The organism is Bradyrhizobium sp. YCK136 (genome assembly GCF_044570075.1).
GTDB classification, from domain to species: Bacteria; Pseudomonadota; Alphaproteobacteria; order Rhizobiales; family Xanthobacteraceae; genus Bradyrhizobium; species Bradyrhizobium diazoefficiens.
The window spans coordinates 60,965-87,647 of sequence record NZ_CP172426.1; the positions used below are offsets into that span (position 1 = coordinate 60,965).

17 protein-coding genes and 4 pseudogenes are annotated in these 26,683 nt (G+C 59.9%); 10 read left to right on the forward strand and 11 right to left on the reverse strand.

What is annotated here, in order from left to right; translation table 11 throughout:
* Nucleotides 1-2,343, forward strand: a complete 2,343-nt coding sequence (locus tag ACFLEY_RS48435) for a glycosyltransferase family 2 protein (RefSeq protein ID WP_038945154.1) — start codon at nt 1-3, stop codon at nt 2,341-2,343.
* A 54-nt stretch (nt 2,344-2,397) separates the two neighbouring features.
* Here the strand turns inward: ACFLEY_RS48435 and rfbD are convergent, their stop codons facing one another.
* Both rfbD and rfbC read right to left on the reverse strand, forming a co-directional pair.
* The gene (gene rfbD / locus ACFLEY_RS48440) at nt 2,398-3,351 is read right to left on the reverse strand and encodes a dTDP-4-dehydrorhamnose reductase (RefSeq protein ID WP_028153757.1); all 954 of its coding nucleotides are present in this window, start codon (nt 3,349-3,351) and stop codon (nt 2,398-2,400) included.
* Entirely contained in the window at nt 3,351-3,905 is a 555-nt protein-coding gene (gene rfbC, locus ACFLEY_RS48445; RefSeq protein ID WP_038975103.1) for a dTDP-4-dehydrorhamnose 3,5-epimerase, read from the reverse strand. The genes rfbD and rfbC overlap by 1 nt, the downstream gene beginning before the upstream one ends.
* 108 nt (nt 3,906-4,013) lie before the next feature.
* On the opposite strand from rfbC, the gene rfbA reads away from it, so the two are divergent.
* From rfbA to ACFLEY_RS48460, 3 genes are all read left to right on the forward strand, one after another.
* On the forward strand, nt 4,014-4,892 hold the full coding sequence (rfbA, locus tag ACFLEY_RS48450) for a glucose-1-phosphate thymidylyltransferase RfbA (RefSeq protein WP_038975104.1): 879 nt from the start codon (nt 4,014-4,016) through the stop codon (nt 4,890-4,892).
* Nucleotides 4,893-4,916: 24 nt separating this feature from the next.
* Nucleotides 4,917-5,981, forward strand: a complete 1,065-nt coding sequence (gene rfbB / locus ACFLEY_RS48455) for a dTDP-glucose 4,6-dehydratase (protein ID WP_028153761.1) — start codon at nt 4,917-4,919, stop codon at nt 5,979-5,981.
* 127 nt (nt 5,982-6,108) lie between these two features.
* Entirely contained in the window at nt 6,109-6,669 is a 561-nt protein-coding gene (locus ACFLEY_RS48460) for a hypothetical protein (protein ID WP_225006010.1), read from the forward strand.
* Between the two features lie 26 nt (nt 6,670-6,695).
* Here the strand turns inward: ACFLEY_RS48460 and ACFLEY_RS48465 are convergent, their stop codons facing one another.
* The 9 genes from ACFLEY_RS48465 to ACFLEY_RS48505 all read right to left on the reverse strand — a co-directional run bounded on the left by ACFLEY_RS48465 (nt 6,696) and on the right by ACFLEY_RS48505 (nt 20,875).
* The gene (locus ACFLEY_RS48465; RefSeq protein ID WP_028153478.1) at nt 6,696-7,820 is read right to left on the reverse strand and encodes a hypothetical protein; all 1,125 of its coding nucleotides are present in this window, start codon (nt 7,818-7,820) and stop codon (nt 6,696-6,698) included.
* The gene (locus ACFLEY_RS48470; RefSeq protein WP_129557684.1) at nt 7,817-8,863 is read right to left on the reverse strand and encodes a hypothetical protein; all 1,047 of its coding nucleotides are present in this window, start codon (nt 8,861-8,863) and stop codon (nt 7,817-7,819) included. The genes ACFLEY_RS48465 and ACFLEY_RS48470 overlap by 4 nt, the downstream gene beginning before the upstream one ends.
* A 106-nt stretch (nt 8,864-8,969) precedes the next feature.
* Entirely contained in the window at nt 8,970-9,410 is a 441-nt protein-coding gene (locus ACFLEY_RS48475) for a hypothetical protein (protein WP_028153476.1), read from the reverse strand.
* Nucleotides 9,411-9,448: 38 nt separating this feature from the next.
* Nucleotides 9,449-13,375: a glycoside hydrolase family 99-like domain-containing protein gene (locus ACFLEY_RS48480; RefSeq protein WP_038975105.1), complete on the reverse strand. Its 3,927-nt coding sequence runs from the start codon at nt 13,373-13,375 to the stop codon at nt 9,449-9,451.
* A gap of 6 nt (nt 13,376-13,381) precedes the next feature.
* A complete protein-coding gene (locus ACFLEY_RS48485; RefSeq protein ID WP_028153475.1) occupies nt 13,382-15,469 on the reverse strand; it encodes a tetratricopeptide repeat protein in 2,088 nt (695 codons plus the stop codon).
* Nucleotides 15,466-16,809: an HlyD family type I secretion periplasmic adaptor subunit gene (locus ACFLEY_RS48490; protein WP_028153474.1), complete on the reverse strand. Its 1,344-nt coding sequence runs from the start codon at nt 16,807-16,809 to the stop codon at nt 15,466-15,468. Before ACFLEY_RS48490 ends, ACFLEY_RS48485 begins: the two co-directional genes overlap by 4 nt.
* Nucleotides 16,799-19,033 (reverse strand): peptidase domain-containing ABC transporter, encoded by a 2,235-nt coding sequence (locus ACFLEY_RS48495; RefSeq protein WP_049807962.1) that lies wholly within the window; start codon nt 19,031-19,033, stop codon nt 16,799-16,801. The genes ACFLEY_RS48490 and ACFLEY_RS48495 overlap by 11 nt, the downstream gene beginning before the upstream one ends.
* A 127-nt stretch (nt 19,034-19,160) precedes the next feature.
* On the reverse strand, nt 19,161-19,775 hold the full coding sequence (locus ACFLEY_RS48500) for a methyltransferase domain-containing protein (protein WP_038945027.1): 615 nt from the start codon (nt 19,773-19,775) through the stop codon (nt 19,161-19,163).
* A 176-nt stretch (nt 19,776-19,951) separates the two neighbouring features.
* On the reverse strand, nt 19,952-20,875 hold the full coding sequence (locus tag ACFLEY_RS48505; RefSeq protein ID WP_306421922.1) for a calcium-binding protein: 924 nt from the start codon (nt 20,873-20,875) through the stop codon (nt 19,952-19,954).
* A gap of 1,745 nt (nt 20,876-22,620) precedes the next feature.
* On the opposite strand from ACFLEY_RS48505, the pseudogene ACFLEY_RS48510 reads away from it, so the two are divergent.
* The 6 genes and pseudogenes from ACFLEY_RS48510 to tnpC form a co-directional block, all read left to right on the forward strand.
* Nucleotides 22,621-23,050: pseudogene (locus ACFLEY_RS48510) on the forward strand (IS3 family transposase); the annotation flags it as partial.
* 45 nt (nt 23,051-23,095) lie between these two features.
* Nucleotides 23,096-23,452 (forward strand): hypothetical protein, encoded by a 357-nt coding sequence (locus ACFLEY_RS48515; protein ID WP_396605022.1) that lies wholly within the window; start codon nt 23,096-23,098, stop codon nt 23,450-23,452.
* Nucleotides 23,395-23,754 (forward strand): annotated as a pseudogene (locus ACFLEY_RS48520) (TrbG/VirB9 family P-type conjugative transfer protein); the annotation flags it as partial. The gene ACFLEY_RS48515 and the pseudogene ACFLEY_RS48520, both read left to right, overlap by 58 nt.
* Nucleotides 23,755-23,756: 2 nt before the next feature.
* Nucleotides 23,757-24,209, forward strand: coding sequence for a conjugal transfer protein TrbH (gene trbH, locus ACFLEY_RS48525; protein WP_060913230.1), 453 nt, complete (start codon nt 23,757-23,759; stop codon nt 24,207-24,209).
* 11 nt (nt 24,210-24,220) lie between these two features.
* A pseudogene (gene trbI, locus ACFLEY_RS48530) lies at nt 24,221-25,228 on the forward strand (IncP-type conjugal transfer protein TrbI); the annotation flags it as partial.
* Nucleotides 25,229-25,230: 2 nt separating this feature from the next.
* Nucleotides 25,231-26,619, forward strand: a pseudogene (gene tnpC / locus ACFLEY_RS48535) (IS66 family transposase); the annotation flags it as partial.
* Nucleotides 26,620-26,683: the final 64 nt, after the last annotated feature.

The window sequence follows — 26,683 nt, forward strand, 5'->3', positions numbered from 1 at the left end:
ATGTCGCGTCTGTCCCGCCAGCCATCCGAACGGACGATCAGACCAAAGCTCGTCAGCCGGCTCGAGCTCGCGCGCGATGGTACGTTGTCCGGCTTCGTCTACGACGCCCAGGAGCCGGAGCGCCGCTATAGCATAGAAATTTTGCTCGACGGCCTGGTGTTCAGCACAACCTATGCCGACGCCTTCGTTCCCGAGCTTGCTGAACAAGCGCACCAGGCGAGTTGCGGATTCGCGATCACGATTGAGCCCGATCTGCTGCGCGCTGCACGCACGCTCGAGGCCCGCCTGGCCAATCTCGGCACGCCTGTCGGCCAATCGGTCAATTTGGAGAGCGAGGGCGCAAATCGCGCCGATCTGCGCAAAACGTGCCAGTTGCGCTGGCTCGGCGGCCTCCATTTCCAGGGCTGGATCGATAGCGACTCCGCGCTCTTTCTGGAGGCAATCGTCGACGGAGAGGCCGTCGCTCAGGTTAATGCAACCGCTTGGACGCATGTTGGGGAAGCTGCGGCACACCGGAATGCGCGCGCCTTTGATTTCCACGCCCCGCGACGCTTTGCCGACGGCCGCGTTCACCGCGTTTCGTTGCGCAGAGAGGACGGTGAGCCAATTCCATCGACGGCCGTCTTTGTCGCCTTTCCCGACGGCCTTGCCGGAATGATCGACGCGCTCGGCGGCTACGGTGCCGAGCGCCTGCGCGGTCAGCTGTATGATCAACTGATTCCCGCCTCGCTTCCGTTCTCCGACTACGTGAATTGGTGCGATCGCTTCCCGCTGCCAATGCCGCGAGCAAGTGGCCTTTCGCTCGCGGTCGTCGTCGCCGGCGCGCCCGGCGCGGAGCAGACGCTCGCCGCGCTCTCGATTCAGACCCACGAAAGCTGGACGGCAGGCGTGATTGACGGCGAGCTACTGTCCGTCGACAGCGACGCTCTGTTGGAGTTTCTGGACAGCGCCGCATCCGATTCACATCACGTCGTCATCGCGATGGCGGGTGTGGTGCTCGAGCCGAATGCCCTGGCCCGCATTGCCGCAGCATTCGACGCCTATCCGGAGGCGATCGCCTTGTACGGCGACCTCGATTTTCTCGCCGAGGATGGCCGGCTCTGGCCGCTGGCCTTTCCTGCATTCGATTACGAAAGGATGCTAGAGCAAGGCTATTGTGCGCATCTGTTTGCTGTACGACGAGACGCCCTGCTCGCCGGCCTTGAGACCCGTCCCGACAATCTTTACCGCCTCTTCAACTGCTTGCTCGATCACGCTGGTCCACGTGAGGACAACATCCTTCATCTGCCGGGAGCTCTGGCGACGCTTCCTAACCTCGATCGAACGTACGCCAGCCGTCTGCTCGCCGCGGCGAGCCAAATGCACCTCGACGCACGTGCCGTCAGTGCCGATGTAACCCCGCAACAAGTTAACCTGTTTCCTGCGGTTCGAATTGGTCGAGCGATTCCGCACCAGCGCGTGACAGTGGTCATCCCGACCCGAGACGGTCTCCCGCTCTTGCGGACCTGTATCGACAGCATCGCGCCGGCGGTCGAGTTCTGCCGCGCAGATATTCTCGTTGTCGACAATGACAGTGTCGACCCCAAGACGATCGCCTATCTTGCGGGCTTGGCGAGACGCGGCGTACGGACTTTGCGGGTCGAAGGTCCCTTCAATTTCGCGAGGCTGAACAATCACGCCGCAGCAACACTCGACAGTGACGTGCTCTGTCTCCTCAACAACGACATCGAGGCGAGTTCCAAAGACTGGCTCGAGGAGATGCTCACGCGGCTTGCCGAGCCTGATGTCGGTGCGGTCGGCGCGCTCCTGACTTGGCCTGGTGGCGTCGTTCAGCATGGCGGTGTCGTCCTGGGAATGAATTTCGCGGCGACTCACGCTTTTACCGATAGATTCGGTGATGATCCCGGGTTTCTCGATCAGCTCCTTGTGGCGCACGAATGCAGCGCCGTGACTGCGGCCTGCCTCGCCACCAGACGCAGAGACTATCTTGCCGTTGGCGGGATGGACGAGTCGCGCTTCGCGATCGCCTTCAATGACGTCGACTATTGCTTGCGGTTGCGCCAAGCGGGCAAGCGAATCGTTTTCACGCCGCATGCGAAGTTGGTTCACGCCGAATCAGCCAGCCGCGGGCGGGATGATCGCGCCGACCGGCGCGGCCGGTTCGAGCATGAACTTAATCTGCTTCGGGCGCGCTGGGGTGAATGGCTCAACGAGGACCCTGCCTACAATCCGCAGCTCTCACGCGATGGGATTCCCTACAGCGGCCTCGCCTGGCCGCCCGGGCCGCGCGCCCCTCGCTACAATCATCTCGAATCGGCGCGTGACGTGCCGTTGGGGTTCTGATGCGGCGCCTCTTCGTCATTCAGCCGCTGCCCGCTCCCTTCGCTGATCCGCCGTTCAATCACGAATAGGCTCGGTGCGGGAGCTGCGCGCCGGCTCGGCGCGTGCTGCGTTTTCTTGCAAGGCAACGAAATCGTCGAGCTCGACCGGTAACGCCTCATGCCAATTCGGCGTGGTCACTCCAAACTGTCTCTTCAGGCGCGACAGGTCGAGCCGCGAATTGCCGGGCCGTATCGCCTTGGTCGGGAAATCGGCCGTGGCGATCGGAATGACGCGTTCCACCTCGAGCCTTAGGCCGCGCGACCTAAGGCCGGCGACGATCGCGCTGGCAAAGCCATGCCAACTTGTCTCGCCGGCGCAGACGAGATTGACGACGCCGCCTTTGCGCGCAAAGAGCTCATTCAGGTTCGACAGATTTGGCAGCGCGATATCCGCAATGGCGTTGGCGACCGTTCTCGCAGTGGTCGGCGCGCCGATCTGGTCACCAACGATGCGTAGCTCTTTGCGCTCCGCCGCAAGCCGCGCGATGGTGCGTAGGAAGTTGGCGCCCTTGGCGGCGTAGACCCAAGAGGTACGTGCAATTAGATGCGGACCGCCTGCTGCGCAAATGGCAGTGTCACCGGCAAGCTTGCTCGCGCCGTAGACCGACAACGGCCCCGTTGGGCTATCCTCGCGCCATGGCGCATTCCCAGAGCCATCGAAGACGTAGTCTGTGGAAAAATGCACCAGCGGCACGCAACGTTTTGCAGCCCATTTGGCGATCACCTCGGGTCCCCCGGCATTGATGCGGAATGCGAGCTCGCGTTCGTCCTCGGCGCGATCCACGGCGGTATAGGCCGCGGGGTTGATGATGAGATCCGGCTGGAACGTGTCGAGCGCCCTGACGAGTCTGTCAGGCTTCGACAGATCGAACTTATTGAGGTCAGGCGCGATGATTGTGCCCCGTCGAGCCAGGAGTGATTGCAATGCACCTCCGACCTGCCCGCCGGTTCCCGTCAACAGTATCCGCATCAGACTTGCCCATACAATGGAAGGTTTTTGATGTCGGCAAGCAGCGGCGCGTCCGCGTCCTTGGCCGAGAGCGACGGCTTTTCGATACCCCAGTTGATACCGATCGCCGGGTCGTCCCAGCGGATCGAAACCTCGTGCTCCGGATTATAGAAATCATCGCATTTGTAGAAAAAGTCCGCGACCTGTGAGAGCACCAGGAAACCATGCGCGAAGCCGCGCGGAACCCATAGCTGGCGCCGGTTCTGCTCGCTCAACTCGACGGCAACGTGACGTCCGAAATTAGGGCTGCCGACGCGGGTGTCGACAGCGACGTCGAGCACCTTGCCCCGCAGCACGGCGGCTAGTTTGCCCTGGGTAATGGGATTTTGCAGATGCAGACCCCGCAGCACGCCGTAACGCGAACGGGACATGTTGTCCTGCACGAAGCGTCGCATGATACCGCATGTGTTGTAACGAGTCAATTGATAGCTCTCGACGAAGAAGCCACGGTCGTCGCCGAAGAACTTGGGCTCGATGATGAGAACTTCGGGGAGCTCGGTCCGGATCACATTCATTCCGCAGCACTTTGAATTTGCCGACCGACCCGATTCTCTCGGCGTCCGCACTAACTTGCACTCTTCACATTATATGGTATGCTTGTGATAAGTAAACTGTGAGGAGCAATGAAAGGCATCATTCTCGCAGGCGGCACCGGCTCTCGCCTCTATCCCGTGACGACCGTCGTTTCGAAGCAACTTCTGCCGGTCTTCGATAAACCTATGATCTACTATCCGCTCTCCACGCTAATGCTGGGCGGAATTAGGGAAATCTTGATCATCTCCACGCCGCACGACAAGGCGCTTTTCGAGCGCCTGCTCGGCGATGGCAGCGAAATCGGTTTGCGTTTCTCCTACGCGACGCAAGCGACGCCGCGCGGAATTGCCGACGCGTTCATCGTCGGACGGCATTTCATCGGCGACGATCCGGTCGCCCTTGTGTTAGGTGATAACATTTTCTACGGGCACAACCTGCCGGGAATGTTAACTAAGGCATCCCTGCGCAATAAAGGCGCTACCATATTCGGTTATGTCGTCAACACACCCGAGCAATATGGCGTGGTCGAGCTCGATCAGGCCGGCCGCGCGCTTTCGATAGAGGAGAAGCCGAAACAGCCGAAGTCCAACGTCGCGGTGACCGGCCTCTACTTCTACGACAACGACGTGCTCGACATTGCCGCATGCATCAAGCCGTCGGCTCGTGGCGAGATCGAGATTACGGACGTCAACGAGGTCTATATGGAACGGGGCGATCTCTACGTGGACGTGCTCGGTCGCGGCTTTGCCTGGCTCGACACCGGTACGCATTCCTCGCTCGTCGAAGCCAGCCATTTCGTCCAGATCCTCGAGCAACGCCAGGGCCTGCGCATCGCCTGCCCAGAAGAAATCGCTTTGCGACAGGGCTACATTACGATTCAATCGTTCGAGCGGGTGGCTGCGAAAACCGCCAAGAGCAGCTACGGCGAATATCTACAATCTGTCGCACGCGCGCACCGAGCAGACTGATTCGGCAGACGGAGTAGATTGATCATGCGTTTGAAGGGGATCACCATCTTCGTGACGGGTGGGGCCGGGTTCATCGGCTCCGCGGTCGTACGACATCTCCTGCGTAATAGCCACGCACGCGTCGTCAACCTCGACAAGCTCACCTACGCCGCGGTCCTTTCTCCCCTGACCGGCGCGACGAAAACGAACTACGCCTTCGAGAAGCAATGCATCTGCGACGCGCCCGGTGTACGCCGACTGTTCGAGCGCTATCAGCCCGACGCTGTGTTGAACCTTGCCGCAGAGAGCCACGTCGACCGCTCGATCGACGGCCCCGGCGAATTCATCCAAACCAATATTGTAGGAACGTTCACACTGCTCCAGGAAGCCCTACGCTACTGGAGGGCGCTGTGTCCGGACAAGCGGGCGCGGTTCCGCTTCCAGCATATCTCCACGGATGAAGTATTCGGCTCGCTCGGCGAGGACGGCTTCTTCACGGAAAACACGCCCTACTCGCCCAATTCACCCTACTCCGCAAGCAAAGCTTCATCCGACCACTTGGTGCGCGCCTGGCATAAGACTTACGAGCTGCCGACGCTCCTGACCAACTGCTCGAACAATTACGGCCCCTATCACTTCCCGGAAAAGCTGATCCCGCACATGATCATTAAGGGTCTGGCCGGAGTGCAGCTTCCCGTCTACGGCGATGGAAAAAACGTTCGCGATTGGCTCTATGTCGAGGATCACGCCAAGGCCCTCACACTCGTGCTCGAGCACGGAGCCGTCGGCGAGACCTATAATATCGGTGGCCGGAACGAGCGGACCAATCTGCATGTGGTGGAGACGATCTGCGACTTGCTCGACGACCTCGCCCCGAGCACGGACGGCCCGCGCCGCCGCCTGATCTCCTTTGTCACCGACCGCCCCGGCCACGACCGCCGCTACGCCATCGACGCCTCCAAGCTCGAACGCGATCTCGGCTGGAGCGCGGTGGAGAATTTCGAGAGTGGCATCGACAAGACGGTGCGCTGGTATATCGAGCAGAAGCCGTGGTGGCAGGCGATCCTGGAGCGCGGATATCAGACCAAGCGGGTCGGACTGAGTCAATAGCGTCAATGAGTCGTCGCCGAACCGCGTCGTCTCACTGAATTCATGATTAACCGTCACTCGGTTTCAAGGATCGCGTCGTACGGCGGTGAGGCCTCTCTTGCCGCGTCCACCTGAACGCGAGGCGCTCATGCTGCCAAGAATGTCAGAGGAAGAAACGGCTCTGTTCCTGTCGTTTGTCAGAAACAGCCGCGACTACGTGGAATTCGGCACGGGTGGCAGCACCGTTCTCGCTTCGAAGTACGTCAAACGTTCGATACGGTCCGTTGACTCCTCTCAGGAATGGTTGAAGCGCGTGGGCAGCGCATGCGCCGAATGCCAGACCCAACCCGAGCTGATGCTTGTCGACATCGGTCCCACCGGCGATTGGGGTTTTCCAACCGATGGTGCCACCAAGTCGCGCTGGCCTGATTACCATTCGGCCATCTGGAGGTATGAGCAGAGTGCAGACGCTGATCTCTACCTTGTCGATGGCCGCTTCAGGATTGCGTGCTTTGCGCAGACCGTCTTGCATTGCAAGCCGACAGCCATCATCGGCTTTCACGACTTCAGCTCCCGGCGTCCCTATCATTGCGTGAGAAAGATAGCCCAGGAGATCGCAACGGCCGGCGACCTATCGTTTTTCCTTCCGCTGCCCAGACGGGACGCCGCGGAAGCTATCCTTCGCTCCCATTACACGGAGCCGTCCTAGCACCGCACCCCAGTTCCCGCTCAAGCTCAATGAGCTTCCGACGGCGGCTTGATCTTGACCTTGGTCTTGACCAACGCTAGGTCCGATCCGATCTCACATCCCCCCTGCACTAGATAGAGCGTCGGCGTTCGGCCGACCTGATCAAAATTTGGCCCAGGGGAGTTTTCGTCGATCAGGCTTGGATAGCTGAACCGCTTTCCGATCGAGCAATCCTTCGACCAGAACAGGGGGACCTGCTCCAGGACCTGTCGATCGTGCCAATGAACCAGGTCGTCCGAGAAATATGCGACGATGCTTCCACCATTGATGTCCTCCGCGACGGTTGCGACGAAGAGATTCGAATTTGCTAGCTTGGCAATTGATCCGACAAAGCCTCGCATGCCCGTCACATACTCGCAGCGAACGCGCGCCTGATCTTCATAAGCGCTCTGGTTTGGCCGCACAAAGCCGTCGCGCGTGAAAATCTCCCAAGAGCTCGTCGTCACCGGCAGCCGACTGCGGAGCACGCATCTCCCAGAATCGCCCTTATCCACGCCGGAATAGCCAACCAGCGTGTACAGATAGTCCCCCCATTTCACTAGGTTTGTCGGACTCGTATAGCCTCTGGGATGGCCCTGGCCGAGCGTGTCTGCAAAGTCGGGGGCTACGACTGCTTTGTCCAAATCGTCAGCCCGGTGAAACGTCCGACCACGGTCATTGCTCCTGAGGAGCACGATGCTGTTGTACCAGCACGACGAATAGTCCGCGAAACGGCAATGCCCCACCAACTCGTGGGCCTGATACTCGTTGTGCCCAAGCGCAATGACCGATCCATCATCGCCGATCCACGTCGCCGTGATCCACGTCTTGTAGTTGAAATGCGAGGGATCGGGATCCAACGTTCCCTCATACGCGACCGAGCAGTTCTTCGCCATCGCACCGAAGCTACTGCCAACCAGCGCCCGGTTGCGATAATGCGTCGCGAATGCCGTAATCGAACCATCCGGCGAGCGAAATGCCCGCAACGGAGCATCAGAAATGTCCAGGGCGTCGCATTTCGCGTCCGGCACGACGTGAGGGAGATCATCCGCTTCAGTCGCGCGGTGTCCGCCCAGCACGAGCGGCAGGAACGTCCCAATCACGGTCGCGGCTCTGATGGCGCGACCCTTCACTTGAAACTCTTCACGATGATGGAGGGGCCATCCTCAATGAACTTCGAGAAAATCCCGCGCGCGTCCGCGTTGGAGAAGACCACCGTCCCTCCCCGTCCTAGTTCTATAACCTCGGTCTCGCTATCGGGAATCGATTTGTCGCCCTTGAGATAAGCAATCATTTCCGCAACCTCCTTCTGGAACCGAAGCACGGCTGGATCGGGATGTCTGCTGAAGTCCATCCTCGAAACCGCCTCCGGATCGATGGCGTGATCGACAAGACTCCGGTTCGCCAATTTTCTCACATTGGCCGCGATCCGCTGATCAGGAAATTGTGTCAAATGCAGCAGAAACAGATTACTGCTGCAACTCGCCGAAAATCGGCTACCGGCGTACTGGATGTTGTGAATGCCCGATTGAGCCGCAATCAGCTCGGGCGGAAGAATGGGCTTTCCCCACTTCAGATTGTTCGAGAAGTTGCGCCGGCGCTCGGTGTCCAACAACGTGAATTGATCCATGCGTCCGATCGCGTTGATTAGCCACGTTGCTGGATAGATTGCGCCACGCTCTTTCAGGCAATCCAGGATCCGCTCATCCGCGAACCAACGCTTCGTATCGATCCAGACGAGCCGCTCGTCGACGTCGACGAAGGAGAAGAACTCGACGGTCTCCCTCAAGCGATCGAACAATGGCCGGAACCTAGGATGCCAGTGAATATCGTTGTGAACCCCGGAGAAGCGGAAGATCGTGATATCAGGGGCAGCCCGACGATAGACGTCGAGCGTCGCGGCATCTGACGATCCATTGTCCGCTATGATCAGATTTTGCGGACCGACGATGGCGCTATGATGATTAATCCAACTCTGGACAAATTCGGGCTCGCTGAGAGTCTTGCAGCAAATCTTGAGCTTGGCCCGGTTTTGCAGGCGCCTCAGAATCTCCGGCTGATCCGTGTCCCATTGAAGAACCGACATCTCAAACATCTCTCTAACATTTTGAGCTTTCCCCCCTGTCAGGAAAGCGCTTCGACGATGCTCAGCCTGCGCTGCCGATCCAACGATCATCGGACTCGCTTCGGTATGATTTAACGCCTGTTCCGAGATACCTCACATATCAATTCGGCAAATTGTGGTCCTCCACCTAATTCGATCCGTAATCATGCGCTTTGCTTCAGGAGCGAAGCGCGTTTTTCCATTGAGCGGCATTCTCCTCCTGATCGAGGTTAGGACTGCGTCCCTCCGCCGCCCCGACCAAATGAAAATGATGCTTGGCCGACTTGATCCGACCCTCCCGAACGGCAATCGCCACATCCGGATATTTGCCCATGTACCAAGCTTCGTCGACTTCGGGTCCTCCACCCTGTCGTCCCTCGAAATAGCCGAAGCCGATATAGTGCACGTGCGCGCTCTCGATTTCACCGCTCACGAGCGCCTTCGCTATGTCCGGATTGTCCCTGAGATAACCGTCCTCATCAAACTCAGCGGCCGCCAATGCGATTTGCAACAACAGCTTCAGAAGCGCACCTGGTATTTCGATCTTGCCTCCGTTCTCGAAGGCCGCACTGTCTACGTTGAGTGCACTCAACAGTGAAACGGCGGAAGGCACGAACATGACAGCCCCGACTTGCTCTGGTTGTTTTCCCTAGCCGATCACGTCGTCGCCGTCGCACGCACTGCGGATTTCGCTGCCCGCCTGGGCGCATCAGGCTTGGTAGCGGCGCTCGCCAGTTGCGCCGACACCTCGTTGCGATAAGCGGCCTGTGCCACAAGCTCCCGCTCCCCGAAGCCGAAACGCCTCCGCGCGAGACGATGCATAGTGTCGATCTCCTCGATGTGCTTTTGGGCCTTCAACGAATTGGTGACGCTCGCCGCATGGCGCCGATGGACGTTGAGGGGGTCGGCAACGTAGGCGATCTTTGCGCCCGGTCCTGCCAGAACCTCCAGATAGAGCACCCAGTCGCCGGCCATCCGGAACTCTTTCAGACAATCGCGACAGGCGTTCAGCGCGCGCAGCAACGTCTCGCGACGCCACAGCACTGAACTGACGTTCAGGATCGTATTCTTGACACCGAGATAGCGCGTTACGAAATCGCGACCGTCAAACACTTCCGTGCGCGACAGCGCGCCAGGTTCGATCGTGGCAAAATACGGCTTGTAGCTCGCGTAAAGATGAGCGCCATCGGCGTCGATCGACTTCGAATCGGTGAAGCCTATAGCGATGTCGGGGTCACCCTGCATCAGCGCCAGCAGGCTCGAGATGAAGATCGGCTCCGAGAGATCGTCGGCTTCGGCTATCCAAAGGAACTCTCCCTTCGCCATCTCTGCAGCTTTGGCCCATTGCGCGAACACCGAGCCGGAATTCTGCTCGTTAATGACGAGCGTCAGATCGCGCTGGCGCTGATCGGCAAGCTTCATGATGATGGAAGTGCTATCGTCGCACGAGCAGTCGTCCAGCACGATAATCTCCTCGACCGGATGGGTCTGATCGAAGATGGTGTACAGCCGCTCAGGAAGGCAGCGCGCATAGTTGTAGTTTGGTACGGCGACCGAGACGCTGGGCAATGATGGAACGGCTAACCGCAGCAGATCGCGGACATAGTCCGCGAAGTCAAATTTGCTCCGGATAATCTCGGCCATGCGGTCCCGCTCGGACTCGGGCGGTGTCCAGCGTAGAAAAGTCTCCACTGCCTGTGCCATCGCCGGCGCATCGCAATAGGGCACGACGCACCCCACGTTCTCCTTGTGCAGCAAGCCGGGGATACCGCCAGAGTCCTGGAACGCAACGACGGGCACGCCGACGCTGAGCGCCTCCAGTGTCACCGTCGGAAACGGGTCCTCGCGCGACGTCAGCGCGTAGACGTCGGATGCGGAATAGAGCGCCTGCATGTCCGAGCGATAGCCGGCGAGATGGAAGTGGCCCGTGGCCTCGGCACGCTTGATCTCCGGCCCCAGCCATTCCTGGAGGCTTGGATCGATGCCGCCGGCCCAGCAAAAATGGACATTTGCATTGCGTCGTCGAACCAAGTTACAGACTTGCAAAAACAGGTCAAAGCCCTTGCGCAGATCAGCATATCCGACGCCGAGCACCATCTTGTCGCCAGCGGCGATGCCAAATTCCTTGCGAAACAGCACGGCTTCCGTCGGCACCGGCTCAATCTGCTTGTAACTGCCCTGCGCGCGAATGAGGAAACGCTCATCCGTCCCGTCAAGCCCAAGCGCTTCGACGAGCTTGTCGCGCACGAAATCCGAGGCGAACACCACACGATGCGCACTCCCAATCGCCGCGGCAGCGGCCTCTTCCAGCTGCTTCTCGTGCAGGATCCGCGGCAATTCGTGGACCAGGGAAACGGTCCGAAAGCCCATTTCGACGAGGAATTTTGTGGCGCGCCCGCTCGCGGCCGTGTTGGCGATGGCCGCTGTAAAGCCCTTCTCCCGGAAGTGTTGTAAGGTCGCAGGGATATCGGAAGCCTGCTTGAGTACGGTGAGCGGCGCGACCGAGGCGTATTCGGCTTCCAGCGCTCCGCCCTGAAGCAGGAGAAAGTCGATCTCGATATTGAAGGCGCTGCGCAGCGTCTTGCCGATGTTCAGCAAGAGATGCTGCGCGCCGGCGGGAAACGCATCATGTCCGACCAGCAGAATCTTGGACACTGACCGATCGGAGGTCAGACCAGTGGCCGCGCGCGCGGTAGCATTCAGGTAGGCCGAACCGAAATGGAGATCGGGCTCGAGATACGCGCCCTCGCACCATTCATTCCAGGCGTTGATACAGACGAACGATTCGCCGAAAAAGGTGTGCGTCTGCGCCTGTTCGACCAGCGCTGACAACCACGCCTCGTATTTCTGGGGGGTCGAGCCCTGGACCACGAGGCCCGAGCCTTGCCGGCGCGCATCGTTGTCCCAGCTCGGCACCACCGTCTTGATCAGCGGAAAATTCGGACGCGGCTCATCAACTGAATATTTGGCGACGTCGTCGTAACTGTAGATTTGCCCCGCATAGGTATCGTCCAGGAGTTTGGCGTCAGAGTTCACCAGCGGCACGTATTTGGTAAGCTTGTGCGGCGGAAATTCGATCGCGCCGTCCATGCCGTTCGGAGTTGGATCGTAATCATCAAAACTCTGGCTCATGATGATGATTGGATCTTCGTTGAACCGTTTCGCGAAGATCGCGCGCCAGCGCGCGATGACGTTTGCCGTGTCCGGAATGAGGCGCGGCCGATAGATCATCAAGAGGGGACGGCCCTGGACACGGATGTAGCGTTTGTCCGTGAAGTGACGATTGAAATCCGACAACAGGCGCTCGTCATCGTCAGACAGGTAGTCCTGCGAAATCAGGACCTCGCCCTCCATGCCGTCCCACCGCCGCGTCCAGTTCTCGTTGGTCCACATCAGGCAGAACGGCATGTTGATATCGCGCGCTTTCAGGAATTTCTCCAGCGGTTTTTCCAATAGGCGCTTGCCGTTGAACCAGTAGTAGTAAAAGACGAAGCCGTGGATGCCCGCCGCCTTGGCTAGCTTCGCCTGCTTGCGCATGGTTTCGATGTCGGCGAGAGAGTAAAAACCCAGGTCGCGCGGAATCCGCGGTTGATAGTGATCCTTAAACCGAGGTATGCCGCGCGCGATGTTCGTCCATTCGGTGAAGCCGGTGCCCCACCATTTGTCGTTCTCAGGGAAAGCGTGAAACTGCGTCATATAGTAGGCCAGCACCTTGGCGCGCGGCTTTGCGCCGTCGGGCAATGGACGCAGTTCCTCGAATAGCCGGCTCGGACGGGTGAACCGCTTGATCTCGGCCGGGATGGTGGCCTCGTTCTCCGGAGGTGACGGATAGATGCCATCCTCGTGGCGATGCGCAAGATAGTGCAAAAGCGGATTCTGATCCGTCTTACCCTTGAAGTAGCGCTGAATGTAAAACTTGGTGTCGAACTCCGCCGACGGGTTGCGCCCTTCCTTATAGCCATGAAAGATGAAGTGCTCGAACGGATCGACGCCGGCCGCTGCGACGTCCGGATAGATCTGACGATAATACTGCGCGTCGAATTCCGGGATCGGGCTGAACGGGCCCAGGCGGTTCTTCAGATAGTGCGCGAGCGGGCTCTCGCCTTCCGGGATGCCGTACTTCTCCCGATACCAGGCCGGTTGAAAATAGGGACTTGGCCGCCGCCCATCGCGCTCGCCGACCGTCGCATAGTGCAGGAACGGATGCTCATCCGCCTCCTTCACATCGGGATAGGTTGTGACGTACCAGATCGGGTCGAAGATCAGATTTGGCTTTCGACCTTCCCTGTAGCCATAGAGGAAGAAATGCTCAAACGGATCGGCGCCGACCGCGATCACGTCCGGATAGCTGGCCGCGTAGAAATCCTGGTCAAAAAGCCCGAGGCCCTTGAGGGTGCGCGCGGCATCTGCAAGGTCGCCGGCAGGCCTGCTCGCCGATCCCTCGGCGGCGAGCAGCTTCGCAGAACCGTTCAGTTTTGCGGCGACCGGCTCTGACTTGGATTGCAGCCTTGCAGCAGCGCTGCGCCTCGCCCGAGGTCCTCTTCGACCGGCGTCGCGCGCGAGGTTCGAAAGAAAATCAGCCATTGTTACTCACTCGTGCATTAGAGGCATCGTTCCGCACAAAGTTTCTGTGTACGGTGTGACAGCCCCGTCGCCGCCGATCGACTGGAGGCGCCGCACGGCGCCTTCATTGCGTTGCCGCGCCGCGTATCGATACCAATTGACCGCTGCTTCGCGATCTTGCGCCGTGCCTCGGCCCGACATCAACGCGTCGCCCAGCGCAACCTGCGCTTCCGCCATTCCTCGCTCGGCGGCCCTCTGAAACCATTCCGTCGCCTTCGTCACGTCAGCCGCGCGCCCCTGCCCACTCCGGAGCATCACGGCAAAGTTGTACTGCGCAATCTTATGTCCCTGCTCTGCAGCGGCCTCGTACCAGTTCACACCCTCTGCAAGATCCAGGCCCACTCCGTAGCCCGTGCAGTACATGACGGCCAGTTGGAATTGCGCTGGTGCATGCCCCGCGCGCGCCGCCTTGGTCATCCACGATGATGCTGCCCGCGCATTCCCCACGCCGCTCGTCGAATCCAGATGGAGAAGTGCCAGCATGTACTGAGCCTCGACATGGCCGGCATCCGCCGCCCGCGTGAACCATGGGGTCGCGCCTAGCTTATCGGCGATCCCGCCGAACTTACCCATCTTCAGCGCGCCCAGTTGGAACGCCGCCGGAGGATGACCTGCCTCGGCCGCCTCTGCCAGCAAAGAGTGCGCGCGTGCGACGTTATCATCGGACGCATTCTGATGAATCATAAAGAGTGCATAGGCGGTCTTGGCGTCAGGATCTCCGCTACCGGCGGCCCTGCTCAACCATTCCGAAGCCATTTCCTGATCTTTGGGAACGCCCGCACCGGTCGAATAGAGCTTTCCGAGTTGCACCTGTGCGGCGCTCATGCCGCCATCTGCGGCACGTTCGAACCATTTGATCGCGGCCTCCACGTTGCGCTGAACGCCGGAGCCGTTGAGATAGAAGATCGCAACGTTGAATGCCGCAGTGGCATGGCCATTTTCGGCTGCGCGCTCGAACCACTTCGCGGCCTGTCGAGTGTTAGGCGAAACACCGACACCAGTCGCATAAAACCGGCCGACGAAGAATTGCGCCTGCACATCGCCCCGCTCGGCCGCCTTCTCATACCAAATCGCCGCCTCACGCAAATCGGGCTCGGCATCGGCTCCGCTCGAATAGAATTCCGCGAGTGCCTGAATTGCCGGAAGATAATCCTTCCGCGCCGCCTTGCGCAGCGCGGTCTCGGCGCGGTCGAGGTCTTTGGCGACGCCCTTGCCGCTCAGCCGTAACAGGCCGATGTTGTAGAGTGCGATCGGATCATCATGCGTGGCTGCACTCTGGAACAGGCGAGCACCCTCAGTGGGGTTCTCGGGCAAGCCCATACCTTTCAACGTCATAAATGCGAGCCCAATCTGCGCCCTCACGTGCCCCTGCGCGGCGGCCTTGCCATACCAGATCGTAGCCTGCGCGAAATCGACGAGTACTCCGCGTCCCTGGTAATAGACATCGCCTAGCGCGAACTCGGCCGGCGCAAAGTTCTGATCGGCCGCCGCCAGATACCAACGCAATGCAGCAGCGAAGTCCTTCGTGCACCCCTGCCCTTCACTGTAGAGATTGCCCAGGATGGTCTGAGCATCCGCTTTGCCGGACCCGGCGGCGGCCGATATCCAGCGAAACGCGGCGCAAATATCCTTCGCGAAACTGATCCCGTGCGGGAATATCAGGTGATGCACATCCGACGCGCTATCGCCCAATCGCGCGGCTGAGGATTGACGCCAGGTCTCCGGCCTACTCGGTCCGAGGCTGGCGTTGACTCCGTAAAGATAGATCAGGCCGAGTTGATATTGCGCCTCGACGTGACCTCGCTGCGCCGCGCGGTCGTACCACACCGCGGCATCCGGAATGCTGCCTGCCACTCCCCGGTTCTCGGCATAGAGCATGCCGATCCGATAGTCCGCTTCCGCGTCGCCGTTTTGCGAGGCACGCTTCCAGAGCTTAAGTGCCTCCAGATAGTGACCGCGCTCGAACGCTGCCTCCGCCGGACCGAGCCGCTTTTCATCTGATCCGCGAGACGCGGGACGAAGCCATTGGAGGAGCGATCGGGTCAATACCGTCATGGCTCACGCATGGCCTCCCGGATACCCTTCAGCATTCCGCCAAGCAGATACATTCCGACCGCCCGCGTGCCGACATGGACGTCCCCCGCAAGCGTCATGCCAGGAATCAGGCGGAAGTTTTTTGGGACATCCTTGAAGTTGGCTGAGTCCACCGAGCACCGCGCCTTGTAGTAGGCTTCGATAGGCTTTCCATCATCGTCGGTGGTGAACGCGCCCTCGCTGATCCAGCGCACTTTGCCATCGGCTGTACCATGCTCCGCGGCATTGAACGCATCGATCCGCATCGTGCAGGGGTCTCCGGGCCGGATGAAACCGACATCGCGCGAGGCGATGCGAATTTCAGCCTCGAGCTTGGTGTCGGTCGGCATCAGCGTAATGAAAGGATCGCCGGGCTTTAGCACCGATCCGACCGAGAGCCTTGCCATCGTCAACACGACCGAGTCTTCGGCAGCGGTCAATCGGACCAGATCCTGGTGCCTGAGCGCCTTCTCATAAGACGCTCTCGCCTCGTCCAGCTTGTTGCGGGTCGCCACGAGATCCTGACTCAGTTGCGCAAACCACTGCTGCTTGAAGGCGTCACGGTCTGCGGTTGACACCGCGAGCGTATTCTGGGCTTCGATTAGGCTGTTGTGGGTGTTCTCCAGGGTCCGCAGCAATTCAAGCCTTGAGTCCTGGGAAATGAACATATTGAGCTGCGAGCCCGTGCCGTGCTCGGCCAGCGTCGTGCGCATGGTCTCGATCTTCTGCAAGATCTCGTCACGCTGCCGATATCTCGCATCGTCCCCGCGAAGCTTCTCCATCGTCGCCTGGGTCTGCTTGATCCTCGAATCGAAACTATTGATCTGCGCGGTATATTGCGCCATCCTCTGATCATAGAGCGCCTTCTGCAAGGCTGCGTATTTTTGGTCGTTGGGGTCTGGCTTGCTCGCAAAAACCAGCGGATGCTGGTTCAGCTCGGCTTCATCGCGTGCCACCTGAGTCTCGAGGCTAGCGATCTGCAACTTCGCCTGGGTCAGGTCCGCCGACGTAAAGGTCGCGTCCAGGGTCGCAATAAGCTGTCCCGGTTGCACCTGCTCGCCTTCCCGCACGTCGATCGTCTTAATAATCGATTGATCCAGGGCCTGAAGGACGCGGATCTGTCCCACCGGCACGATCCGCCCGCCAACGCTGGTGATGACGCGATCTATCCGCGTCAGAGCCAGAATGGCAACGATCGTGACCAGGAAGGCCGAGAGGACAAACAGCGTTGCTCGCGCGACCAGAGGCTCAGCCTCCTCTCGGATCGCATCCGTTTCCGATTGAAATTGGCGAACAGTCGCAAGCGCACCATCACGAGACAAGCGTTGGACTCCCGAATGTTGACCGATCGTTGCGGGCTGCCGGCACCAAATGCGCGTTCTGCTGATACCACAGCGAGCTGTAGATATCGTTGCACGCCAGGAGCTCCTCATGCCGCCCGATATCGTCGACCACACCACGATTAAGGACGAGAATTGCGTCCGCCTTTGCCAGGGACGACAGGCGATGCGAGATGATAATCAGCGTCCGGCCATGCGCGAGGCGCGTTATGTTGGCGTTCACGATCGTCTCGCTGTCGGCGTCTAGCGCGCTTGTCGCCTCATCGAGAATCAGAATGGGCGGGTTGACGATCAACGCACGCGCGATCGCAAGCCGCTGCCGCTGCCCTCCCGAGAGGTTCGGCGAGCCTTCATAGATATGCGTCTCGTAGCCACGCGGCAGCTTGTCGATGAATTCTTCCGCACCCGCCAGCCTCGCCGCCCTGACCACATCATCGAACGACGCGTCCGGCGTGGCCGCTGTGATGTTTTCGCGGATGGTCCCACTGAAAAGAAAATTCTCCTGGAGCACCACACCCACGTTACGACGGAGATGGTCGATGTCGTACTCGCGAACGTCAATGCCATCGATCTTGATCAATCCGTCATAGTCGCAATGCAGCCGCTGCAGCAGCCGCGCAATCGTGGTCTTGCCAGATCCGCTCTTGCCCATCACGCCTAAAGTAGTCCCTAGCGGAATCTCGAAGGAGATGTTGTTTAGCGTTGGCGATAGCGCTCCCTTGTATTTGAAGGTGACGCCGGAAAACTCCACCTTGCCCTCGAGTGGCGAACGCACGCCATGGCCGGAACGTCCCTCTTCGGGAGGAAGGTTGACGAGATTGCCGACGGTTGCAACCGCACTTCGTGCCTCGTCGTATTGATTGATGAGCTGCGCCATCTGCATCAGCGGACCCGAGACGCGCTGTGACAACAGCAGGAATGAGAACAGCGCCCCGATATAGACCGGGTCATTGCTTTCGAGCGCGAGATAGACGCCGAGCGCATAGGAGCCGCTGACGGCCAGCCGCTCCAGGGGACGCACCACCGACTGGATGGCGTTTCCAGTCATGCCTTCCACAAGCCGCGCCTTGGCAACGCGTGCGACCAGAACATCCCACATGTGGCGCTGCCGCGTATCGAGCGCGAGGGACTTGATCGTCCGGATCCCATTCAAAGTTTGAACCAAAAACGCGCCCTGCGCGCCCTCCGCGGCCAGCACGGCAGTCGACGCCTTGCGGTAATTCGGCAACATTAGGACGAGCCACGCGACGATGAATGCCGACAAGGCGAGAACCACGAACGTCATGACGGGGCTGAAGAAGAACATGACGGGCAGGAAGAACATCAGCGTCGTAGAGTCGAGAATGGTGCCGAACAATTGCCCCATTAGGAACGAGCGGATGCGAAAGACTTCGCGAATGTCGCGCGCGACGAGGCCGACGGGCGTCTGCTCGAAATAGTCGATGGGAAGATTGAGGACCTTTTCGAAGACGTAGGTCGACAATTTGACGTCCAGCCTGGTGGTCAAGCGATGGACAAGGAATTGTCTCAAGAACGAGAAGGCTGCCTCGAAGGCTATGACCACCAGCATCGCGACGCAGAGCACATAGAACGTGTTGTACGCCTTGTAGAAGATCACCTTGTCCGACAACAGGCGCCAGAACATGATCGGCGCCAAGCTGAGAAGCCCGAGGATCACGGCGGCAATCGCGACGTCGCGGACCATGCGGCGTTCGCGGAACAACAGCGCGGCTACCAGGCCGAAACTGAACGGCTGCGCTTCGTCCGATATCTCGTAGCTGCGCTTGATCAGGACCAGATCGCCGGACCAGATACCTTCAAAGCGTGGTTGGTCGATCACGAGCAGCGCGTCTTCCGCGGCATTCGGGTCCCTCAGCACGATGCGGGTATTGTGGGCGTCTCCCTCGACACGCTGGAGTACCATGTGGCTCCCATTGCGAAGCCGAATGATGACCGGGAGCGCCTTCTTCAGATGAGACAGCCCGCTCCAATCGAGCTTGACGCACTTCGCGCGCATGCCTGCTTTCTCCGCACAGCGGACAAGCTGATGGAGTGTGACGTTCTCTTCCCGCAGAAGGTTGTCTTGAATGAGCTGTGAGGACGTGAGGTGCAGCCCGTGCTGTCGTGCGACGATAATCAGGCACCCTAGTGCCGATGCGGGCGCCGCATCGGCCAGGTTTCGGTCATCGGCGCAGTGGACGGTCATTGGGGCCAAGCGATCCGCTGTTGTGTTATGACGTCACAGTCAACACCAACATAACATTGAGCGGCAAAAAAACCAGCCTCACTCATCGTTAAATTGTGAGGAACGGCTGGCCGCACTCACAAATACCTCAGGCCTTGGCTTCCTGGAAATTGAAGCCGTACTCTAACAAAGACCTTCGGATGGCCTCGTCGTCGGCCTCAGGCATCAGCGCGAGCGCACAGACCTCGAAATTTTGGCTGCTGACCGAAACGGTCGCAAACCCGGCCATCAGCAGGAGATTACCGAGTCGCTCGGCCGTAAATCCGGTGCGGTGGGCCATGTGGACGCGTCCCTCCTCGATGGCGCGCGAATGGCCATAGAGCATGTCCAGCGGCCTGATCGGCCCCGCCGGCGAATGATAGGCTATTGCGCCGATCCCATGCTGGGCTATGAAGTGAGCGACCGATTGCAGATCCGGGCTCACGATCAAGGCGAAACCATCGGGCTTGAGGATCTGGTGGAATTGCCGCAATGTAGGGTAGACCTCGTGGGCATACAGGTGCTCGAGCACATGCGATGTCCACACCGCGTTGAAGGACTGAGGCTTGAACGCGCCAGTCAACTCAAGGATCGAGCCGATCACATCTGGTTTGACGCCGGGGTCGATGTCGAATCGGGTTTCTTCCCAATCATGGTTGAGCATCATCCGGGCGATGCGCTGTGCCGTACCGGATCCTGAGCCCGCGTTGAGCAATCGCTTCATCGTGAGAGACCAATCCGTGCCCGCACCGCGCGGTGAAAGGGCCAGATGATAACATTAGCAAACCACAACACAGCCACCAACGAAAGGACATCCTACATAAGATGCGAAAGCGCTGAGCTCAAAGGCAAAGCCCCGCCATGAGCGGGGCTTTCTCAGCGCAGCTTGCAGGTGCCGATTCAGAGCTTCGGCAAGTGCACGTCTCCATCGGTGAAGTGGAGATATTCGACGCCACTGACCACCACCGTCTGGCTGTCTCCGAAGTGCAGCGTGTAGGAGTTCGTCTTCTCGTCGACATCGACCTTGGTGACATCAAAGGAGGAGCGATCGGCGAAATCCACGGTGTCCGAGCCTGCGCCGCCTATAATCGTATCATTTCCGGTGTGGGTCTGAAGATGGAATGTATCGTTGCCATTTCCTCCCTGCAGCGTCGAGTTCGCTCCTGACTCACCATAGACCCAGAAGACGTCATTGCCGTCACCGCCCGCAAAGACATCGCCCTGAACGCCAATTAGCGTATCGTTGCCATCGCCACCGATAAGCGTGCTGTGTCCCGACGATAGATCTCGCAGAATGTCGTTGCCGCTGCCGCCTTCGAGCACCTGAGCGCCGGTGCCCGCCTCAAGATAGTCGTTACCGCTGCCGCCATCCAAAGTGTCGTTGCCGCTGCCACCATAGATACTGTCGTTGCCTGCGCCGCCGAACAGTGAGCTGTTACCGTGTCCGCCGCGGATCGCGTCGTTGCCGCTACCGCCATAGACCGTGTCGTTCCCATAATCATATAGGTTCACGCTATCGGAACCTTTTCCCATGGCGATGAACACATCATTATGCCCGCCAATCACATCGAGCGTCTTGCCGCCAGCGTCGTCGAAAATAATCGCCTTCAGGTTTGGCGTGGTCTCGACGGTGGTCGACTGCGTAATGTCGAGGATCTGAACGCCTGCTGGAACAGCCCCTCCGAACGGTCCAGACTGAAACGCAGCCTTCGAAGTATCCCCAGGATGATCGCTGTACACTCCGCTACGTTCTAACGAGTCGATCAGTGCCGACCTGACGCTCGCCTCAATGTGATTTCCGTTATGGTGGAGAAACTGGTCCAACTCAGTTTTCGTCAGGTAAGATATAGCCATTGGAGGCCCTTTCGGTTTTTATTGAGGACGACGCGATGCTCCGGTTACGTCAAGGCGCTTCACGCTGTGACCATCCAGTCGCCGCGCGCGATTGCGAAGATTAGAAACCCGCAGCATATGTTATGTTCAATGTTAAGATTGTGAGTAGTGCGTGTCAAGGATGAAAGGATCCAACTGGCCGCACTCATTTCACCGAGCTTAGCCTCGCAAGTTCGGCGATCTGCTTGGCGACTCCGGAGGTTTCTGAGCCAACACTGCGGGTCGGGGAGGGATATTGCTATCCCCCAGGAAAGGCTGGATCAGTCCTGTTCTGCGCCTGATGAGATCCCCACCAACACGACCCCTCGCTGAAGGTTGGATAGCTTCTGCAGTGGTTGACCCGCGGCAAATAGTCGCTTTTCCTGTGCAAGAATGGCCCACGAACTACACCGATGTCAGCACGGCACGTGACCAAGCGCGACCAGGTTGCGACGTGCTTGCCCGAAAGAGTCATCGATGCTGAACAATCATGGCACGTGACGGAGTCACTGATTCCCATTGAAGGTCCTTGCGCAACAACCACTTGCCGGCTATCCAGATCATTGAGATGAAGATGTCAAAACGTAATGCAAGGACGATTTCCTCCATTTGCTGCCCAAACACACATTGCGATTGGCGCCCTTCTGCCGTCCGCTTCAGCTGATCATATCGATGGTCAGCAGCCCCTCGGTCTTCTCCGTCTCAGATGGGCGACTTGGGCAATCCCGCCATTCGGGAGGTCTCGGCCGGCAACCCCGTTCCTGCCTAGCTCCAGGATGAAGCGCCTGCTGGGAGTTCAAAACTTGGAGGCTCGCATCATGCTCCACCTGCTTTGTTGCCGTTCAGGCCGGATGATTGCTTTGTGAAAGATGAAAATGCCGATCGAAACTCGATATTCATCTTGAACGCTTTCATTGGTAGCGCTAACAACGGGGCTGTATGATACCTTTGTAGGTTAGCAGACGTCGTTGTATGTTATTTGACAGCACCCGCCACTCAGTTCAAGCCGGCGGCGAGTTACTTTGTCGGAACCCGGCCTAGTCCGAATGAAAAAACATTCTCATCAAGAGATTAAACTGAAACTCGCTCAGGCGGATGAATTGGCTCGAGCAGGCAGCTCCCAGGTCTCGATCTGTGAGGCGCTTGGCGTGAGCGTTATGACGCTCCATCGTTGGCGGAAACTGCCGCTCAGCAAGGACGTGGGGCAATCTTCGGAGGGGCCTAACGCGGGCAGGGATCCTCCTCCTCGTGCTAGCATGGATGAAATGCGTCGTGCGTTGGAAGAGCTCACGGTCGAGAACCGGCGCCTCCGCAAACTTGTCACGGATCTGATGCTTGAGAAGATGACACTCGAAGAGGCTTCGGCACCCAGCTTTGCGTCTGGCCGAGTACACGATCGCTAACCCGAGCTTGTTCATCTCTCGCTCCAAAAGTTGATACGCACTTCGGCTCCGGTCTCCAGCAGATCGGTCGCGAATGTGTGCCGCCGCGCAGCATCGGATCCTTCAATATCCGACCTCTGTGCGCACACTGACGCGCCGAACTGATCTTCCTCCATCTCGACACCGCGGTGATATATCCGGTGCGGAATGGAGCCGGGGTTCGGTTGCAGAAGCCCTCGATGAAGGCGGTGATGTCGCGCTGGCCCGTACAAGTTTTGGGATCTCCCGATCGCTGTCGAACTAGGTCGGGCCGGGAAGGCCAAATTCGGCGGCATGGACGTTTCCGAGGCGAAGCGGCTGAGGGCCCTGGAGGAGGAGAACGCGAAGCTGAAGAAGCTTCTGGCCGAGCAGATGCTCGATGCGGCCGCCCTTCGCGAGCTCCTTTCAAAAAAATGGTAGGGCCCGCCGCCAAGCGCGCTGCGGTCGCGCATCTGCAGGCCGTCATGAGCCTGTCGGAACGGCGGGCCTGTTCGATCGTGGGCGCGGATCGGAAGATGATCCGCTATCGCTCCGGCCGCCCTGCGGACGCTCTGCTCTGCGCGGCCGGTTGCGCGATCTTGCCAACGAGCGGCGGCGTTTCGGCTACCGCCGGCTGTTCGTCCTGCTGCGGCGGGAGGGCGAGCCATCGGGGATCAACCGGATCTACCGGCTTTATCGCGAGGAAGATGCTATGGGGCGGTGGCGAGGATATTGCATCTATCGTTGCTAATGTGAACCGATGGAGCGCCCCATGCAAAAGTTGAACGATCTGAGCCGATCCCCGAGCCCACTCGATCCGGACGGCACGCTGATCGCCGTTATCGAACTGAGCCTGTCGAGCTGGCTCGTCGCCGGCATTGTGCCTGGTGTCGAGCGCCAGCCATTGAAGAAGCTCGCGGTCGATGAGAGCGCATTGCTGAAATTGCTGCATCGATGGCGAGATGAAGCGGCGAAGGCTGGGCATCACATCAAACGCATCGCTGTCGCTTTCGAGGCCGGCCGTGACGGCTTCTGGCTGGCGCGCTGGCTCAGGGCACATGATATTGAGGTCCGGAGGCTGTCGGCAGCCGGCTCGCGGACGTCAACGCGCGTCTTGGCACTGAGGTGATTCCGGGCGCTGGCGTTCCCGCGGAGCAGTTGAGCTTCGCCTACAGCGTGAACGGCAACGCCTCCTGGCGGCCGACCCGCGTCTACAGCGATGGCGTGAAAACCTATATCCAGTTTCCATCATCGCTCTCCGGACAGGATGCACCGGTCCTGTTCGTGGTGTCGGGCGGCCAGAACCGCATCGTCAACTACCGGCTGAAGGGCGACATGATGGTGGTCGATTATCAGATCGACACCGCCATTCTGGTCTCCGGCGTCGGCTTTTGGAACCAGGACAAGGTGACGATCCGGAGGGGAGGATGACCATGCGCGCGGCCTCCTCGATGCGTCAGCTCCTCCTTCTCTCCCTGCTCGGCCTGTCGCTCGCGGGATGCGCCTCCTTCGGCAGCAGCGCCCTGGTCGCGAGTTCGGCGCCTTCAGATCTGTCTGGTCCCGCGGCCTCGGCGATCGCCGGCGACATGGTGACGAAACTCGCCGAGCAGGTCGGGCCGGGCTCTGGCACGATCCTCCTGAAGCCCGACGGCACGCCCTTCGGCCAGGCGCTGGAGATGTCGCTCAAGAGCTGGGGATATGCGGTGGCGACCGATCAGAAGACCGGCGGCGAGAAGACCATTCCACTCGCCTATGTGATCGAGTCCTACAATGGCCAGGTGCTGGCGCGCTTGTCGACGGGCAGCGTCGAACTCGGCCGCGCCTATAGCGCAACCGCCGCTGGAGCATCGCCGGCCAGCCCGCTCTCCGTCATGCAGCGCGGGTAGGGAGGGCGATCATGGTGCAATCCCTGAAGCTCGGCGGCGCTCCGGAGGGCGAGGGCAAAGGAATCCGTCGCCTCAACCGGCTGCCGATCATTGTCGCCATCGTGCTGGTGATCGTCTTCTTCGCCGTCATCTTCTATGGCCTCACGTCGCGCGGTCTGTACTTCCGTCGCGCCGCCGGCATCGACACCGCCTCATCCAACCCGGCATCGACCTACGCCGATCAACTCAAGAAGGGCGTCTCCAACGGCATCATCGGCGACCAACAGGAAGCACAGACGTTCCAACCGGCCCCGGCGCAGCCCGAGCCCCCAAAGCCGGCAAGCAATCCCTTCACCGGCCGACAGCAGGCGGAGCCGGCCGGCTCGCAACTCGAATCCGAAGCGCTGTGGCGGGCGCGCCTCGAGCGGGAGGCACATGAACAATATTTGCGGGAGCAGCAGCGCCAGCGCATGGCCCGCGTGCAGGCGAACGACGCCGCCTATGATTCACCGCTCGGCATCAATCTCAGCAAGCTGCAAACATCGAGCGCATCCGTAAGCAATGCGGCGCAAGCGAAGACGACGACGACACCCGGTCTTGGACGCGGTGCGTCCGACCTTTATGCGACGGCGCTCCGCGCCGGCTTTGGCATGCAGAACATCGATCCGAACGGGCAAATGGCGAAAGAGGATTTCTTCAATGCAGACCTTAAGAAGCTCGGCTACCTCCCCAACAAGGTGGTCGCCCCGACATCCGCCTACGAACTGAAACGCGGTTCCGTCATTCCAGCGACGCTGATCACCGGCATCAATTCCGATCTTCCCGGTCGCATCACAGCCCAGGTCAGCCAGAACGTCTACGACAGCGCCACCGGCCATCAGTTGCTGATCCCGCAGGGCGCCAAACTCCTGGGGCGGTACGATTCCAAGGTTGCATTCGGACAAAGCCGCGTCCTTGTGGTCTGGACTGACATCGTCTTCCCGAACGGCTCGACGTTGCAGATCGGTGGCATGGCAGGCACCGACCCGGAAGGTTATGGTTCAATCCCGATCAGATGCAACTGGTTCTCGAGGACATCGAGATTGCCATCGCCGAAGTCCAGGAACGCCAGGACGATCGTGCGCGCCGCGCCGGCACGGCGCCGTCCAGCCGCCGGACCAGGCGCGCTGCCCGTGCCTTTCCCGCGCACCTGCCGCGCATCGAGCAGGTGATCGAACCCGAGAACCTCGAGTGTCCCTGCGGCTGCGGCCGGATGGTCCAGATCGGCGAGGATCGCTCCCGCCGTCTCGATGTCATGGCCGCCCAGTATCGTGTGATCGAGACGGTGCGACCGCGCTACGCCTGCGCAAAGGGCTGCACCGGTGTTGCTCAGGCGCCGGCGCCCGCCCATCTCGTGGAGGGTGGCATCCCCACCGAGGCGCTGCTGGCGCAGGTGGCGGTCGCCAAGTTCAGCGAGCACATGCCACTCTATCGTCAGTCGCAGGTTCTGGCTCGGCATGGCATCTTCATCGATCGCGCCGTTCTGGCAGACTGGATGGGAACGGTCGCCTTCCACCTCGCGCCGCTGGTCGAGCGCATGAGCGTCGTGATGAAGCAATCGGGCCGCTTGTTCATAGACGAGACCAGGGCGCCTGTGCTCGATCCGGGCCGGGGCCGAACGAAGACCGGCTATCTGTGGGCTGTCCTGCGCGACGATCGCGGCCACGGCGGCGCTGATCCACCAATCGTGGTCTACCACTACGCGCCAGGACGCGGTGGTGACCATGCTGAGCGCATCCTCGAGGGCTTCGACGGCATCCTTCAGGTCGACGGATACCAGGGCTATCATCGGCTCGCACGGCCCAAGCGCAAAGGCGGCGTGCCGCTGCGGCTGGCCGCATGTTGGTCCCACTCAAGGCGCAAGATCATCGCAGCGACTCCGAAAGCCGGCTCACCCATCGCCGAAGCCGTTCTCGCGCGCATCGCCGCACTCTATGCGATCGAGAAGGAGATCCGTGGCGCCGACGCCCCGGCTCGGCAAACGACCCGTAACGAGCGATCACGGCCGCTCGTCGCTGAACTCGAGAGGTTTCTGCGCGAGCAAGCCGCTCGCCTGTCGCCGGGCAGCGAGATGGGCAAGGCGATCGCCTATCTCCTGAACCATTGGGATGGCCTCACCTTGTTTCTCGACGATGGTTGCGTTGAGATGGACACCAATCCCGTCGAAAATCAAATCAGGCCGCTGACTCTGACGCGTAAAAATAGTTTATTTGCTGGTCACGACGAAGGTGGTCGTTCATGGGCGCGCATAGCTTCGCTCATCGCCACCTGCAAAATCAACAGCGTGGAGCCCTACGTCTGGATGAAAGCGACGCTCAAAGCGATCGCAACCGGTCACCCGCAGTCCCGGATCGACGAGCTCCTGCCCTGGTCGTTCGGCCGCACCTCGTAATTCTCCGTCGTTGCCGCCTCCATACCCCCCGCCAACGATTTGCAAACACGTTGATCAACAGACT